Here is a 13,977-nt window from a genome sequence, read left to right as displayed (position 1 = left end):
GGCAAGGGCCCCGCGCTTGGCGGGGCCCTTGCCGTGCCGGGTCAATGGTCGCCGAGGATCACGCTGGCGATGATGCCGGTGGCCACCGCGACCAGGACGTAGTCGTTGTCGACCCGGCGCCACTGGTGGCCGGGCGGCGGCGGCTTGAGGCCGTAGCGGGCGTAGTCGGAGACATAGACGCCGCGATGGTCGCGCGGCAGGCGGTCGCCCTTCTGCCAGCGCTTGACCTGGCCCGGCGGCGGGCCCTTGCCCTTGTCTCCATGGGCGTTGCCGTGGCCGCCGGCATGCGGCGGGGGATCGGCGAAGGCGAGGCCGCTGCCGGACAGCATGGCCACTGCGAGCATCGAAGCGAGGACGCGTTTCATGGGTGGTTCTCCTCTGGGCAGGATCCGCCTGCGGAACGAACGCTAGAGTCCGCCGCGTGAACGCGAAATTAAGTCCCCCGGCCGCCGTGGTCGCCTATTCAGGTTGGTTCTCAAGGAGCCACGGTGGTGCTGGTGTCGTCGCGCTTCTCGCGCGGCGGCAGCGGCTGGTCGCCGTTCACCAGGAACCAGACGTTCTCGGCGATGTTGGTGGCGTGGTCGCCGATGCGCTCGAGGTTCTTGGCCATGAACAGCAGGTGCGTGCAAGGGGTGATGTTGCGCGGGTCTTCCATCATGTAGGTCAGCAGCTCGCGGAACAGCGCGGTGTACTGCGCGTCCAGGCGGGCATCGGCGGTGCGGACCTGCATGGCGGCCTCGGCATCGTTGCTGCGGTAGGCCTGCAGCACCTGGCGCACCTGCTCGGCGGCGAGCTCGCCCAGGGCGCGCAGGCCCACGGTCTGCGGCAGCGGCGGCACGGCGTTGAGCGCGATCGAGCGCTTGGCGACGTTGGCGGCGTAGTCGCCGATGCGCTCGATGTCGGACGGGATGCGCAACCCGACCAGGATCTCGCGCAGGTCGCGGGCCATCGGGCCGCGCAGCGCCAGCCGCATCACGTCGTGGCTGATGGCGTGTTCGAGCGCGTCGATCGCCTCGTCGTTGGCGATGATCCGGTGCGCGGCGTTGTCGTCGCGGCGCTCGACCACGTCGAGCGCGGCCTCCAGCTGCGCCACGGCGGTCTCGCCCATGCGGATGATCTCGGCGACCAGCCGGTGCTGCTCTTCGTCGTAGCTCTTGACGATGTGGTCGTTGGGCAGGTTGTTCATGGCATGTCCGTGATTGGTGATTCGTGATTGGTGATTCGTGGCGGCATCGGTTCGTGGCTGGGGCTTGCTTCTGCGAATCGCCAATCACGAATCACGAATCACGGCGGTTCGGCATCAGCCGAAACGCCCGGTGATGTAGTCCTCGGTCTGCTGCTTGGACGGCTGCGAGAAGATCGTCTCGGTACGGTCGTGCTCGATCAGGTCGCCCAGGTACATGAAGGCGGTGTAGTCGCTCACGCGGGCCGCCTGCTGCATGTTGTGGGTGACGATCACGATCGTGTAGTCGTTCTTCAGCTCTTCCACGAGCTGCTCGATGCGGCTGGTGGAGATCGGGTCCAGCGCGGAGGTCGGCTCGTCGAGCAGCAGCACGTCGGGGCGCAGGGCCACCGCGCGGGCGATGCACAGGCGCTGCTGCTGGCCGCCGGACAGGCCCAGCGCGCTCTGGTTGAGCTTGTCCTTGACCTCGTCCCACAGCGCGCCCTGGCGCAGCGCCTGCTCGACGCGGTCGTTCATCTCGCTCCTGGACAGCTTCTCGTGGTGGCGGATGCCGTAGGCGACGTTCTCGAAGATCGTCATCGGGAACGGCACCGGCTTCTGGAAGACCATGCCGACCTTGCTGCGCAGGCGGTTCATCGGGTACTTCGGCGAGAGGATGTTCTCGCCGTCGAGCAGCACCTCGCCGCGCGCCTCCAGCTTGGGATAGAGCGCGTAGATGCGGTTGAAGATGCGCAGCAGGGTGGACTTGCCGCAGCCGGAGGGACCGATCAGGGCGGTCACGCGCTTCTCCGGGATCTCCAGGTTGATGTCCTTCAGCGCGTGGAACTTGTCGTAGTAGAAGTTCAACCCGCGCGCGGCCAGCTTGACCGGTGCTGGCGCCAGCGCCGTCTCGCCGGAAACCGGCACGGCGATGCGCTGTCTCATGGCCGCGCTCTGGCCGGCGTTGTGGAGGTCGTTCATGGCGGGCTTCCAGGAAAGGTCAGTCATGGGAAATCTTGTTGCGCAGGAGCAGGGCGCGCGCACCCAGGCTCACCAGCAGCACGAACACGGTCAGCACCAGCGCGCCGGCCCAGGCCAGCACCTGCCACGACTCGTACGGGCTGCCGGCGAACTGGTTCATCACCACCGGCACGCTCGCCATCGGGCGGAACACGTTGGTGTTCCAGTACTGGTTGCCGAAGGCGGTGAACAGCAGCGGGGCGGTCTCGCCCGAGATGCGGGCCAGGGCCAGCAGCACGCCGGTGACGATGCCGGCCGAGGCGCTGCGGTAGAGCACCTGGACGATCACCTTCCACTGCGGGATGCCCAGCGACAGCGCCGCCTCGCGCATCTGCGCCGGCACCAGCCGCAGCATCTCGTCGGTGGTGCGCACCACCACCGGCAGCACGATGAACGCGAGCGACAGCGCGCCGGCGAACGCGGAGAACTGCCCGCCGGTCTGCATCACGTACAGGGTGTAGACGAACAGGCCCAGCACGATCGACGGCGCGGACAGCAGGATGTCGTTGACGAAGCGCACCACGGTGCCGGCCTTGCGCGCGTTGCCGTACTCGGCCAGCCAGGTGCCGGCGGCGATGCCCAGCGGCGTGCCGATCACGATCGCCAGCACGCACATGACGGCGCTGCCGAAGAAGGCGTTGGCCAGGCCGCCTTCCTGCATCGGCGGCGGCGTCGTCTTGGTGAACAGGTCCAGGCTGATGCCGGCGATGCCCTTGGCGGCCAGGGTCCACAGGATCCAGCCGAGGAAGAACAGGCCGAACAGCGCGGTGGCGCACGACAGCGCCAGCGCGACCGCGTTGACCAGGCGGCGCCGGTTGTAGAGGCGTTGCGAGACGGCCGACATCAGTTGCCCTCCTTGCGCGACAGGCGTTGCAGCATCAGCCGCGCGATCGCCAGCACCACGAAGGTGACGATGAACAGCACGAAGCCGAGCAGCAGCAGCGCCGAACGGTAGGTCTCGGTGGCTTCGCCGAAATCGTTGGCGATCAGCGCGGCGATGGTGGTGCCCGGTTCCAGCAGCGACGGCGAGAGCCGCACGGTGTTGCCGATCACGAAGGCCACCGCCATGGTCTCGCCGAGCGCGCGGCCCAGGCCGAGGAAGATGCCGCCGATCACCGCCGAGCGGGTGTAGGGCAGGACGATGTCCCAGCTCACTTCCCACCTGGTCGAGCCGAGCGCGTAGGCCGATTCCTTCAGCCGGGTCGGCACGGTCAGGAACACTTCGCGCATCACCGAGGAGATGAACGGGATCACCATGATCGCCAGCACGAAGCCGGCGGTGAGCATGCCGATGCCCAGCGGCGGGCCCTGGAACAGCGGCCCGACCAGCGGCAGCGTGCCGACGTGGTCGTTGAGGAACGGTGTGACGTACTCGGTCATCACCGGCACCAGCACGAACAGGCCCCACATGCCGTAGATGATCGACGGGATGCCGGCCAGCAGCTCGATGGCGGTGCCGATCGGGGCGCGCAGCCAGCGCGGCGCGACCTCGGTCAGGAAGAAGGCGATGCCGAAGCTCACCGGCACCGCGATCAGCATCGCGATCAGCGCGGTGACGATGGTGCCGTAGATCGGCGCGAGCGCGCCGTACTTGTTCTCGACCGGATTCCACTCGGCCGAGTAGAAGAAGCTCAGGCCCTCCATCTGCAGGGCGTGGCGGCCGCCCCACAGCATCGACAGCGCGGCGCTGGCGAGGGCGATCAGGACGAAGACGACGGTGGCGGTCAGCGCCACCTTGAACAGCCGGTCGGCGCGGGCGTCGCGCAGGTCGCGGCCGCGGGGGGCGGTCATCGCTTCGGGAATGACGGTGGCGTTCATTTGAGGTCCGGTAAGGGGAAACTCGTCATTCCCGCGAAAGCGGGGATCCATGGACGTTCAGAACCGACGGCAAAGGCAAGGTCCATGGATCCCCGCTTTCGCGGGGATGACGCAATGGCAAAGGCGGCCGGGCTTTCGGCCCGGCCGCGCCATTGCGTCACTTGAACTCAGCCGCCCAATACGCCTCGATCTGCTGCACCAGCTCCGGCGGCAGCGGCACGTAGTGCAGCTCGTTGGCCTGCGGCTGGCCGTTCTCGAAGGCCCACTTGAAGAAATCCAGCGTGGCCTTGGCGCGCGCCGGGTCCTTGGCCTGCTTGTGCATCAGCATGAAGTTGGTGGCGGTGATCGGCCAGGCCTGGTCGCCCGGGGCGTTGGTGATCACCAGGTTGAAGTCCTTGGCGTTCTTCCAGTCGGCGCTGGCGGCCGCGGCGGCGAAGGTCTCCGCGCTCGGCTGCACCCAGTTGCCGGCGGCGTTCTGCAGCGACGCGTACGGCATGTTGTTCTGCAGCGCGTAGGCCAGTTCGACGTAGCCGATCGAGCCCTTGATCTGCTGCACGTAGGAGGCCACGCCCTCGTTGCCCTTGCCGCCGACGCCGCCCGGCCACTGCACCGAGGTGCCTTCGCCGACCTTTTCCTTCCACTCCGGGCTGACCTTGGACAGGTAGTTGGTGAAGTTGAAGCTGGTGCCCGAGCCGTCCGAGCGATGCACCAGGTTGATCTTGGCGTCGGGCAGCTTCACGCCCGGGTTGGCGGCGACGATGGCCGGATCGTTCCACTTGCTGACCTTGCCCAGGAAGATGTCGGCCAGCAGCGCGCCGGTCAGGCGCAGCTTGCCCGCCTCGATGCCTTCCAGGTTGACCACCGGCACCACGCCGCCGATCGCGGACGGGAACTGGCCCAGGCCCGACTGCGCCAGTTCGTCGCTGGCCAGCGGCTTGTCGGAGGAGCCGAAGTCGACGGTGCCGGCCTTGATCTGGGCGATGCCGCCGCCCGAGCCGATCGACTGGTAGTTGATCTTGTTGCCGGTGGCGGCGTTGTAGTCGGCCGACCACTTCGAGATCAGCGGATAGATGAAGGAGGCGCCGGCGCCGGAGATCTCGGCCGCCTTGGCATCGCCGGCGGCGGGGGCGGACGCATTGCCGGCGGCCGGTGCCGCGTCGGCAGGCTGCTGGGCTTCGTTGCCCGGCTTGTTGCAAGCGGTCATGGCCAGGGCGATGGCCAGGGACAGGGCGGCGAGGCCGGCCGATTGCAGTTTCATGCGGTGCTCCATAACGGGTTCTTGCCGGTGATTCCGGCGGGCCACGCTATGAAATGATGTTTTTGTTACATGTTGATTACAGGGCTCCGGGGCCGGGATTCGGGACCTGGGTCGCGGAAAGGCAGGGGGGGCTGCCTCGGAGAGGCGTTGCCCGGGACGGCTCCGGCGCCGGCGGGCTTTGCCGGCCTGTTGCCGGGGTGGAAGTCCCTCCTGCGGAGAGCCGCGAGAGCAGCCGGATCCGGGTCCCCAAAAAAGACGCGGGCCACGAGGGCCCGCGTCGCGGTGGGCGAAGGGGAGGGAGAGGCGCCCCTTCGCCTGCCTTGGCTCGATTACTTCTGTACCGACTTGGTCCAGTAGGCCTCGATCTGCTGCACCAGCGAGTCGGGCAGCGGCACGTAGTCGAGCTGCTTGGCCTGGGCGTCGCCGTTGGCGTAGATCCAGCGGAAGAAATCGGTGGTGTTCTTCAGGTTGGCCGGCTTGGCCTTCTTGCGCACCAGGATGAAGTTGGTGGCGGTGATCGGCCAGGAATTGGCGCCCGGGGCGTTGGTGATGACCAGGTAGAAGTCCTTGGCGTTGGCCCAGTCGGCGCTGGCGGCCGCGGCGGCGAAGCTCTCGTCGCTCGGCTGCACGAAGCGGCCGGCGGCGTTCTTCAACTGCGCGTAGCTCAGCTTGTTCTGCAGCGCATAGGCCAGCTCGACGTAGCCGATGCCGCCGCGGATCTGCTTGACGTAGGCGGCCACGCCTTCGTTGCCCTTGCCGCCGATGCCGGCCGGCCACTGCACGGTGGTGCCTTCGCCGACCTTGGCCTTCCAGTCCGGGCTGACCTTGGACAGGTAGTTGGTGTAGTTGAAGCTGGTGCCCGAGCCGTCCGAGCGGTGCACGACGGTGATCTTGAGGTCGGGCAGGGTCAGGCCGGCGTTGAGCGCGGCGATCGCCGGGTCGTTCCACTTGGTGATCTTGCCCAGGAAGATGTTGGCCAGGGTCGGGCCATCCAGCTTCAGCGCGCCCGGCTGCAGGCCCGGCACGTTGGCGACCGGCACCACGCCGCCGATCACCGACGGGAACTGCGCCAGGCCGGAGGCGGCCAGGTCTTCCGGCTTCAGCGGCGCGTCGGAGGAACCGAAATCGACGGTGCCGGCCTTGATCTGGGCGATGCCGCCGCCCGAGCCGATCGACTGATAGTTGACCTTGTTGCCGGTGGCGTTCGCGTAGTCGGCCGACCACTTGGACATCACCGGATAGATGAAGGAGGCGCCGGCGCCCGTGATGTCGGCGGCCTGCGACGCGAAGGCGAACGAGGCGGCGACGAGGCCGACCAGCACGCGGTTCTTGAGGGAATGCATTCGAGATTGCTCCTAGGGTGGTGGTCGGCGCGACGGCCGACAGCGCCGGCTATTGCAAGTCGATTAGATGAATCTCTCGCTACGGAAGGATGACGTTTGGATGACAGTGCGCTCCGGCACGCTTGTCTTCGATCGGTCATGGGTGTGACTCAAAACCGTCATGTGTTTGACGGAATCTTCACAAAACGTTTGGCCGCCATTCGCGTGACGGTGCGGGCGTTACCTGAAGCCAAAACCACCCATGGAGAAATCCCAGATGCGTTCCCATTTGCTCGCCACGGCGATCATCGCCAGCCTTGGCCTGGTGTCCACCGACGCCTTCGCCGCCAAGGCGACCACCCCGGCGGCGACTGCTGCACAGCTCGAGCAGTTGCAGGCCCAGATCGCGGCCCTGCAGGCCCAGGTGCAGGCGTTGCAGGAGCAGACCCAGTCGCTGCAGACCCAGTCCGACGCGCAGTCCGAAGTGAACGTGGTGCAGGCCAAGGCGGCCGAGGACGCGCAGGCCGCCAGCAGCAAGGTCGACAAGCTTGCCAAGCTGGTCAACGACACCAAGATCGGTGGCCGCATCTTCTTCGACGCGACCAGCATCGACCAGAAGAACAACGGCACCAAGACCGCTAACAGCGGCACCGGTTTCGACGTCACCCGCTTCTACCTGACCTTCGACCACACCTTCAACGAGGTCTGGTCGGCCAACCTGACCACCGACGCGCAGTACCTGTCGTTCGGTTCGGGCGCGGGCGCCAACCAGCCCAACAGCGTCGAGGTCTTCATCAAGAAGGCCTACGTGCAGGCCAAGTTCAGCGATGCGCTGTTCCTGCGCGCCGGCGCGGCCGACACGCCGTGGATCCCGTTCGTCGAGAAGTACTACGGCTACCGCTACGTGCAGAACACCCTGGTCGACCGCCTGTCGTACGGCACCTCGGCGGATTGGGGCATCCATGCCGGCGGCGACGCCAACGGCTTCAACTACGCCGCCTCGATCAGCAACGGCCGCGGCTACCGCAACCCGAGCCGCAGCAAGGGCGTCGATTTCGAGGCGCGCGTGGGCTACGCCCCGACCCAGAACACCGTCATCGCCGTGGGCGGCTACTCCGGCAAGCGCGGCCTGGAGACCGAACTGGTCGATCCGCCGCACACCGCCGAGCGCATCAACGCCATGGCGGCCTACGCCTCGTCGAAGTTCCGCTTCGGCGGCGAGTGGTTCCAGGCCAAGAACTGGGCCGTCACCAACGTCGCCGACGACAAGGCGCAGGGCTGGTCGCTGTGGGCCAACGTGGCGCTGACCGACGGCGGCATCAACGCGTTCGGCCGCTACGACAAGGTCGACACCAGCAAGCAGGTGAACCCGGATTACCAGAACACCTACTACCACCTCGGTGTCGAGTTCCCGATCACCAAGGGCATCAAGCTGGCCACCGTGTACAAGCACACCAAGGCCGACACCGCCAACGAGCTGAAGACCAACGAGTTCGGCGTGTTCGGCGACGTGCAGTTCTGATCCGGCTCGCTGGTGCGATCGCGACGGCGGCAGGGTGACCTGCCGCCGTTTTTCGTTGCGCACTGCGTCGCATGCGAACGCGACGAAGATCACGCGCGCTGTCGTGCGCCGCATCGCCTGCGCGCGGATGCCGCCGCCCGTGCGTCCGGAGCCTTGCCGCAACCGCCGGCACGGTCGCGGCGTGACATCGGTCGCGCGCGGGGTGAAGGCATATTTCACGCAGATGTCTGCCGGCTGATCGAGCCGCGCATTCGCCATGAAATCCGCGTTTTTGTGCTCTGCAGCACTTGGCCCGCCGCGCGCGTCTCGCGTAGCTTCCGGGACATGTTGCCGCGCGTGTTCCATTGTCTTCTCGTCTTCATGCTGGTCATGGCCCTGGTGCCTGCGACGACGTTCGCGGGCGAGTGCCAGGGCGTGCTGGCCGAGCCGGATTCGCCGGCGAGCCACGACCAGGCCTGCGCGCCCGAGGACCCGGAGCCGGCGGCCGACGAGGCGATGCTGCCGCGCGCTCCGTTCCAGTCGCATCGCCCGCACGCGACGCTGTCCGGAACCCGCCTGCTGGAACCGCCGGGCAGCGCCTGGCCCGAGCCGCTACACCGGCCTCCGATCGGCGCCCGCTGACGCGCCGTCCTCCCGCGACACCGCCCTTGTTCCCGCCTTCCGCGGCCCGCGCCGCGGACACGGCCCCTGCATGCCTGGAGCATTCCCCCAATGGAAAGCATGATCGAAGGTTTCCGCCATTTCCGTCAGCACGTCTATCCCGGCCAGCGCGACCTGTTCCGCCAGCTGGCCGCCGGCCAGAAGCCGCACACCCTGTTCATCACCTGCGCCGATTCGCGGGTGATGCCGGAACTGATGTTCTCCGCCCGGCCGGGCGAACTGTTCGTCTACCGCAACATCGGCAACGTGGTGCCGCCGTACTCGCAACACGTCAGCGGCGTGGTCGCGGCGATCGAGTACGCGGTCGCCGTGCTCGGGGTCCGCCACGTGGTGGTCTGCGGCCACTCCGACTGCGGCGCGATGAAGGCCGTGCTCAAGCCGGAATCGCTGCAGGGCGTGCCCTCGGTGGCGGCGTGGCTCAAGCACACCGACAGCGCCCGCCACGTGGCCGTCCACCACGGCCATGCGCCGGACAGCGAGCAGGCGCTGGCCTGCCTGACCGAAGAGAACGTGGTGGCCCAGCTGGACCATCTGCGCACGCAGCCGGTGGTGGCGTCGCGGCTGGCCGCCGGCACGCTGCGCATCCATGGCTGGATCTACGACATCGCCCATGGCGAGATCCGCGCCTTCGACGCGCGCAGCGGCCGCTTCGTGCCGCTGCTGATCGAAGACGGCCGCACGCCGGAGGCCACGCCGCCGCCGCGGCTGGCCCTGGAAGCCGCGCTCGAAGCGGAAACGGCATGAGGAGCGCAGCCATGCGATCCCCGTCGATTCGCGACTACTTCCGGCAGCGCCTGTTCGGGCGCGACCTGCTGGCCTCGATGGTGGTGTTCCTGGTGGCGCTGCCGCTGTGCATGGGCATCGCCATCGCCTCGGGGGTGCCGCCGGCGGCCGGGTTGATCACCGGCATCGTCGGCGGCCTGGTGGTGGGCGTGCTGGCCGGGTCGCCGCTGCAGGTCAGCGGCCCCGCCGCGGGCATGGCCGTGCTGGTGTTCGAGCTGGTGCGCCAGCACGGCATCGCCGCCCTGGGCCCGGTGGTGCTGCTGGCCGGCGTCATCCAGCTGCTGGCCGGGCTGTGCCGGGCCGGCGTGTGGTTCCGCATGACCTCGCCGGCGGTGGTGGCCGGCATGCTATCGGGCATCGGCATCCTCATCATCGCCTCGCAGGCGCACGTGCTGATGGATGCGGCCCCCAAGGCGCGTGGCCTGGAGAACTTCGCCGCGTTGCCGGGCGTGCTCTGGCGCGCGCTCGACCAGGGCGTCGGGCGTACCGCGCTGCTGGTCGGCCTGGGCACGGTCGCGATCATGCTGGCCTGGGACAAGCTCAGGCCGGCGCGGCTGCGCTTCGTGCCGGGCGCGCTGCTTGCGGTGGTGGGCATCACCGCGCTGGCGCAGTGGCAGGGGCTCGCGGTCGCGCGCGTCGACGTGCCGGGCAACCTGCTCGAGGCCATCCGCGTGCCGGGCTGGGCCGACCTGGCCGGCCTGCTCGACACCGCCTTGCTGGTGTCGGCGATCACCTTCGCCTTCATCGCCAGCGCCGAGACGCTGCTTTCGGCGGCGGCCGTGGACCGCATGCACACGGGAGCGCGCACGCAGTACGACCGCGAACTGGCGGCGCAAGGCGTCGGCAACATGGTCTGCGGCGCGCTCGGCGCGTTGCCGATGACCGGCGTGATCGTGCGCAGCGCGGCCAACGTGCAGGCCGGGGCGGCGACGCGGATGTCTACCATCCTGCATGCGGGCTGGTTGCTGGTGTTCGCGATGCTGCTGCCGTGGCTGCTACGGATGGCGCCGGTGGCGTGCCTGGCCGGCATCCTGATCTACACCGGCGTCAAGATGGTCAACCTGCGCCAGGTGCGGACGCTCGCCGCCTACGGCCGCGGCACGGCGGCGATCTACCTGGCGACCATGCTGGCGATCGTGGCCACCGACCTGCTGACCGGGGTGATCGTAGGCTTCGCGCTGTCGCTGCTGCGCCTGTCGCTGCATTCCTCGCGGCTGAAGGTGAACGTCCATGAGCCGGAGGGCGAGGGCAACCGGCTCGTGCTGGCGCTGGACGGCTCGGCCACCTTCCTGCGCGTGCCGGAGATGGCGCGCACGCTGGAGCAGGTGCCACCCGGGCGCGAACTGCACCTGGACGTGAGCCGGTTGCGCCATGTCGACCACGCCTGCCTGGAACTGCTGCGCGACTTCGCCCGCAACGCGGCCGCGCGCGGCAACACGCTGGTGGTCGACTGGCAGGCGCTGGAGACGCGTACCGAAGGACGCGGGCCGGCGCGCGTGGGGCTCAATCCGGCGTGACCGGTGCGGGACCGCGTGGGCGCCGCGTCGAAGATGCGGCGCCTACGCGGCCTGCGTCTTGTCCTTGAACTTGCACAGGTCGCGGATCACGCACTGCGGGCAGTCCGGCTTGCGCGCCTTGCACACGTAGCGGCCATGCAGGATCAGCCAGTGGTGCGCGTCCTGCAGGAACTCGGCCGGCACGCGCTTGAGCAGGGCATCCTCGACCGCGCGCACGTCCTTGCCCGGCGCCAGCCCGGTGCGGTTGGAAACCCGGAAGATGTGCGTGTCCACCGCCATCGTCGGCTCGCCGAAGGCGGTGTTGAGCACCACGTTGGCGGTCTTGCGGCCGACGCCCGGCAGCGCTTCCAGCGCGGCGCGTTCGCGCGGGACCTCGCCGCCGTACCGTTCCACCAGGATGCGGCAGGTGGCGATCACGTTCTTGGCCTTGGCGTTGAACAGGCCGATGGTGGAGATGTAGCGCTTCAGTCCGTCCTCGCCGAGATCGAGGATCGCCTGCGGCGTGTTGGCGACCGGGTACAGCTTGCGGGTGGCCTTGTTGACGCCGACGTCGGTCGCCTGCGCCGACAGGATCACCGCCACGAGCAGTTCGAACGGCGTGGAGTATTCGAGTTCGGTGGTCGGATGCGGATTGAGTTCGCGCAGGCGCGAGAACATCTCCACGATCTCGGCCCGGGTCATGGTGCCGCCGCGGCGCGTGGCCGTATTTTTCGCGGCGCTCGCGCCGGCGGACGCCGCGCCCTTGCGCCGGGCTTCTTTCTTGGTGCTCATGATTGTCCTTTCGCGGCCGCCTTGGCCTTGGCGCGTGCCAGGATCGCCGCCGCCAGCGGCGGCAGCGCCGGCGCGGCGGGCCGGCCGGGCGCGGGAGGCGGCGCGCGGCGCGCCTCGCGTTCGGCTGCGCGGCGTGCCAGGCGCGCGGTACGCGCGCGATAGCGTTCGCGCGCGGCCCAGGCCGTGCGCAAGCGCGCCTGCGCCTGCAGCAGCCGCTGCGGCAGGTCGGGATGGGCCGGGTCGAGCGCGTCGTCGCCGGGCGAGGGCGCATAGTCCATCAGCCCGAGTTCGATCGCCCGGTCCGGATCGTCGGCGAGCAGGCAGTGCAGCAGTCGCAAGGGCAGCGGCATCGCCGCTCCGGTGGCGTCGGGCTTCCGGTGCATCGATATCGTCGGCGGATCAGCGGTTGGCGAAGCGGGGCTTGCGGCGCTCCAGGAAGGCGCGGGTGCCTTCGCGCATGTCCTCGGTGGCGAACATCAGCGCGAACTGCGCGGTCTCGAACTGCAGGCCTTCCTCCATCGCGCATTCGCCGCCGAGCACCACCGCGTCGAGGATGCCGCGCAGCGCGATCGGCGCGGCGTCGGCCAGTTTCCCGGCCAGCTGCAGCGCCTGCTCCTGCAACTGGCCGGCCGGCACCACCCGGTTCACCAGGCCCAGCTGCAGCGCGCGCGCGGCGTCGATCGGTTCGCCGAGCAGGCACAGTTCCAGGGCCGCGGCGCGGCCGGTGAGGCGCAGCAGGCGCTGGGTGCCGCCGAAGCCGGGGATCAAGCCCAGGTTGATCTCCGGCTGGCCGACGCGGGCGCTGTCGGCGGCCAGGCGAAGATGGCAGGCCATCGCCAGTTCCAGCCCGCCGCCGAGCGCGAAGCCGTTGATCGCGGCGATCACCGGCTTGGGCATGCGTTCGATCCGCCGCATCAGCTGCTGGCCGAGCAGCGAGAAGTCGCGGCCCTGGACCGCGGGGAGGTCGGCCATCTCGGCGATGTCCGCCCCGGCCACGAAGGCCTTGGCGCCGGCGCCGGTCAGCACCACCGCGCGCACGCCGTCGGCGGCCGCGGCCTCCGCGAAGGCCTGGTCCAGCGCCTGCAGGGTCTGCCGGTTCAATGCATTCAGCTTGTCGGGCCGGTTGACGGTGAGGGTGCGGACGGCCTGCCGGTCTTCGACCAGGACCACGTTGTCTGACATCGCAGAACCTTTCGTGAAGTGAAGAAAATGTGAGCGCGGAACTTCCGCAACCCCCGGCCGGTCATAGCCGGGGTCGTCAGTGGCAGTCCGCCATAGCGGCGGCTATCCTAACGCGTCCATCTCAGGCGGCAGCCCCGTCCTGTGCCACCACCCTGGAGAATTGTTTGATGAAGTTGCGTTCTATCGCGGTCGCCGTGGCGGCCCTGGCCCTGACGGGCAATGCACTGGCCCAGGACACCACGTCCGAGAAGGGCAAGCTCAGCTATTACTTCGGCTACGACTACGGCAACAACCTGGCCGAGCTGACCGGCCGCGGCGAGCAGCTGGACATCAACTCGGTGGTGAAGGGCCTGCAGGACGCCTACGCCAAGAAGCAGCCGGCGATCACCGCCGAGCAGCTCAAGCCGGCGGTCGAGGCGTTCCAGAAGCGCGAGCAGGCCCGCGCCCAGCAGGCCAAGGCCGAGTACGACAAGGCCGCCGCCGAGAACAAGACCAAGAGCGACCAGTTCATGACCCAGTACAAGTCGCAGGCCGGCGTGAAGACGCTGCCGAGCGGCGTGGCCTACAAGGTCCTGGAGAACGGCACCGGCGCCAAGCCGACCCAGGCCAGCACCGTGCAGCTGGAAGTGGCCGGTCCGTTCCCGTACGGCCAGCGCCCGCAGCAGGCCCGCCCGGCGCAGCAGATCCCGTCGATCAAGGTCAGCGAGGTCGAGATGCAGGCCATGCGCGACACCCTGCTGCAGATGCCGGCCGGCTCGAAGTGGGAAGTGACCCTGCCGCCGGACAAGGCCTACGGTGCCGACCCGCGCACCCCGTTCCCGCCGAACGTGGCCGTGCAGTTCGAGATCAAGCTCGTCAGCGTCAAGTAAGCGAGCCTTGCGGAACGACGATCGCGCCGGCCCACGTGGCCGGCGCGATCGTTTGCGGGAGCCTCGCGCGTCCACGCCCTCGTGCGAGGCGGT

At 68.7% G+C, this 13,977-nt stretch carries 15 protein-coding genes; 5 read left to right on the top strand and 10 right to left on the bottom strand.

The annotated features are described in order from the left end of the window. Nucleotides 1–41: 41 nt before the first annotated feature. The 7 genes from M3M27_RS13545 to pstS (M3M27_RS13515) form a co-directional block, all read right to left on the bottom strand. On the bottom strand, nucleotides 42–365 hold the full coding sequence (locus M3M27_RS13545) for an RcnB family protein (protein WP_140722045.1): 324 nt from the start codon (nucleotides 363–365) through the stop codon (nucleotides 42–44). 110 nt (nucleotides 366–475) lie between these two features. Then, nucleotides 476–1,186 carry a phosphate signaling complex protein PhoU gene (gene phoU, locus M3M27_RS13540; RefSeq protein ID WP_140722043.1) on the bottom strand — a complete coding sequence of 237 codons (711 nt, stop codon included), beginning with the start codon at nucleotides 1,184–1,186 and terminating at the stop codon, nucleotides 476–478. A gap of 114 nt (nucleotides 1,187–1,300) precedes the next feature. Then, nucleotides 1,301–2,143 (bottom strand): phosphate ABC transporter ATP-binding protein PstB, encoded by an 843-nt coding sequence (pstB, locus tag M3M27_RS13535; RefSeq protein ID WP_434025953.1) that lies wholly within the window; start codon nucleotides 2,141–2,143, stop codon nucleotides 1,301–1,303. Between the two features lie 19 nt (nucleotides 2,144–2,162). Then, on the bottom strand, nucleotides 2,163–3,026 hold the full coding sequence (gene pstA / locus M3M27_RS13530) for a phosphate ABC transporter permease PstA (protein ID WP_140722037.1): 864 nt from the start codon (nucleotides 3,024–3,026) through the stop codon (nucleotides 2,163–2,165). Then, the gene (gene pstC / locus M3M27_RS13525; protein WP_434025952.1) at nucleotides 3,026–4,000 is read right to left on the bottom strand and encodes a phosphate ABC transporter permease subunit PstC; all 975 of its coding nucleotides are present in this window, start codon (nucleotides 3,998–4,000) and stop codon (nucleotides 3,026–3,028) included. Before pstC ends, pstA begins: the two co-directional genes overlap by 1 nt. 157 nt (nucleotides 4,001–4,157) lie before the next feature. Beyond that, entirely contained in the window at nucleotides 4,158–5,258 is a 1,101-nt protein-coding gene (gene pstS, locus M3M27_RS13520) for a phosphate ABC transporter substrate-binding protein PstS (RefSeq protein WP_140722031.1), read from the bottom strand. 329 nt (nucleotides 5,259–5,587) lie between these two features. Then, nucleotides 5,588–6,601 (bottom strand): phosphate ABC transporter substrate-binding protein PstS, encoded by a 1,014-nt coding sequence (pstS, locus tag M3M27_RS13515; RefSeq protein ID WP_140722028.1) that lies wholly within the window; start codon nucleotides 6,599–6,601, stop codon nucleotides 5,588–5,590. Between the two features lie 256 nt (nucleotides 6,602–6,857). On the opposite strand from pstS (M3M27_RS13515), the gene M3M27_RS13510 reads away from it, so the two are divergent. The 4 genes from M3M27_RS13510 to M3M27_RS13495 all read left to right on the top strand — a co-directional run bounded on the left by M3M27_RS13510 (nucleotide 6,858) and on the right by M3M27_RS13495 (nucleotide 11,062). Then, the gene (locus M3M27_RS13510; RefSeq protein WP_140722025.1) at nucleotides 6,858–8,102 is read left to right on the top strand and encodes a porin; all 1,245 of its coding nucleotides are present in this window, start codon (nucleotides 6,858–6,860) and stop codon (nucleotides 8,100–8,102) included. Between the two features lie 324 nt (nucleotides 8,103–8,426). After that, nucleotides 8,427–8,723, top strand: coding sequence for a hypothetical protein (locus M3M27_RS13505; RefSeq protein WP_434025951.1), 297 nt, complete (start codon nucleotides 8,427–8,429; stop codon nucleotides 8,721–8,723). Nucleotides 8,724–8,813: 90 nt separating this feature from the next. Beyond that, nucleotides 8,814–9,506: a carbonic anhydrase gene (locus tag M3M27_RS13500; RefSeq protein WP_140722019.1), complete on the top strand. Its 693-nt coding sequence runs from the start codon at nucleotides 8,814–8,816 to the stop codon at nucleotides 9,504–9,506. An 11-nt stretch (nucleotides 9,507–9,517) separates the two neighbouring features. After that, entirely contained in the window at nucleotides 9,518–11,062 is a 1,545-nt protein-coding gene (locus tag M3M27_RS13495; protein ID WP_434025950.1) for a SulP family inorganic anion transporter, read from the top strand. 42 nt (nucleotides 11,063–11,104) lie between these two features. On the opposite strand, the gene nth is transcribed toward M3M27_RS13495, so the two are convergent. The 3 genes from nth to M3M27_RS13480 all read right to left on the bottom strand — a co-directional run bounded on the left by nth (nucleotide 11,105) and on the right by M3M27_RS13480 (nucleotide 13,015). Then, nucleotides 11,105–11,743 carry an endonuclease III gene (gene nth / locus M3M27_RS13490; RefSeq protein WP_434028021.1) on the bottom strand — a complete coding sequence of 213 codons (639 nt, stop codon included), beginning with the start codon at nucleotides 11,741–11,743 and terminating at the stop codon, nucleotides 11,105–11,107. A gap of 86 nt (nucleotides 11,744–11,829) precedes the next feature. Continuing rightward, a complete protein-coding gene (locus M3M27_RS13485) occupies nucleotides 11,830–12,216 on the bottom strand; it encodes a hypothetical protein (protein WP_434025949.1) in 387 nt (128 codons plus the stop codon). Between the two features lie 16 nt (nucleotides 12,217–12,232). Beyond that, a complete protein-coding gene (locus tag M3M27_RS13480; RefSeq protein ID WP_434025948.1) occupies nucleotides 12,233–13,015 on the bottom strand; it encodes an enoyl-CoA hydratase/isomerase family protein in 783 nt (260 codons plus the stop codon). 167 nt (nucleotides 13,016–13,182) lie between these two features. Here M3M27_RS13480 and M3M27_RS13475 point away from each other — a divergent pair, with 167 nt between their 5' ends. Continuing rightward, nucleotides 13,183–13,884, top strand: a complete 702-nt coding sequence (locus M3M27_RS13475; protein WP_140720001.1) for an FKBP-type peptidyl-prolyl cis-trans isomerase — start codon at nucleotides 13,183–13,185, stop codon at nucleotides 13,882–13,884. Nucleotides 13,885–13,977: the final 93 nt, after the last annotated feature.

This window comes from Xanthomonas boreopolis (assembly GCF_046529185.1).
Taxonomy (GTDB): domain Bacteria; phylum Pseudomonadota; class Gammaproteobacteria; order Xanthomonadales; family Xanthomonadaceae; genus Pseudomonas_S; species Pseudomonas_S boreopolis.
The sequence above is the reverse complement of the archived record's forward strand: the minus strand, read 5'-3'. Positions and strand labels throughout refer to the sequence as shown.

Excerpts from the sequence above, each read along its gene's own strand:
- M3M27_RS13485 (WP_434025949.1), bottom strand. The coding sequence starts at position 12,216 with ATGCACCGGAAGCCCGACGCCACCGGAGCGGCGATGCCGCTGCCCTTG.
- phoU (WP_140722043.1), bottom strand. The coding sequence starts at position 1,186 with ATGAACAACCTGCCCAACGACCACATCGTCAAGAGCTACGACGAAGAG.
- pstS (WP_140722031.1), bottom strand. The coding sequence starts at position 5,258 with ATGAAACTGCAATCGGCCGGCCTCGCCGCCCTGTCCCTGGCCATCGCC.
- M3M27_RS13510 (WP_140722025.1), top strand. The coding sequence starts at position 6,858 with ATGCGTTCCCATTTGCTCGCCACGGCGATCATCGCCAGCCTTGGCCTG.
- M3M27_RS13480 (WP_434025948.1), bottom strand. The coding sequence starts at position 13,015 with ATGTCAGACAACGTGGTCCTGGTCGAAGACCGGCAGGCCGTCCGCACC.
- pstB (WP_434025953.1), bottom strand. The coding sequence starts at position 2,143 with ATGAACGACCTCCACAACGCCGGCCAGAGCGCGGCCATGAGACAGCGC.
- M3M27_RS13505 (WP_434025951.1), top strand. The coding sequence starts at position 8,427 with ATGTTGCCGCGCGTGTTCCATTGTCTTCTCGTCTTCATGCTGGTCATG.
- nth (WP_434028021.1), bottom strand. The coding sequence starts at position 11,743 with ATGACCCGGGCCGAGATCGTGGAGATGTTCTCGCGCCTGCGCGAACTC.
- pstC (WP_434025952.1), bottom strand. The coding sequence starts at position 4,000 with ATGAACGCCACCGTCATTCCCGAAGCGATGACCGCCCCCCGCGGCCGC.
- M3M27_RS13500 (WP_140722019.1), top strand. The coding sequence starts at position 8,814 with ATGGAAAGCATGATCGAAGGTTTCCGCCATTTCCGTCAGCACGTCTAT.
- M3M27_RS13545 (WP_140722045.1), bottom strand. The coding sequence starts at position 365 with ATGAAACGCGTCCTCGCTTCGATGCTCGCAGTGGCCATGCTGTCCGGC.
- M3M27_RS13475 (WP_140720001.1), top strand. The coding sequence starts at position 13,183 with ATGAAGTTGCGTTCTATCGCGGTCGCCGTGGCGGCCCTGGCCCTGACG.
- pstS (WP_140722028.1), bottom strand. The coding sequence starts at position 6,601 with ATGCATTCCCTCAAGAACCGCGTGCTGGTCGGCCTCGTCGCCGCCTCG.
- M3M27_RS13495 (WP_434025950.1), top strand. The coding sequence starts at position 9,518 with ATGCGATCCCCGTCGATTCGCGACTACTTCCGGCAGCGCCTGTTCGGG.
- pstA (WP_140722037.1), bottom strand. The coding sequence starts at position 3,026 with ATGTCGGCCGTCTCGCAACGCCTCTACAACCGGCGCCGCCTGGTCAAC.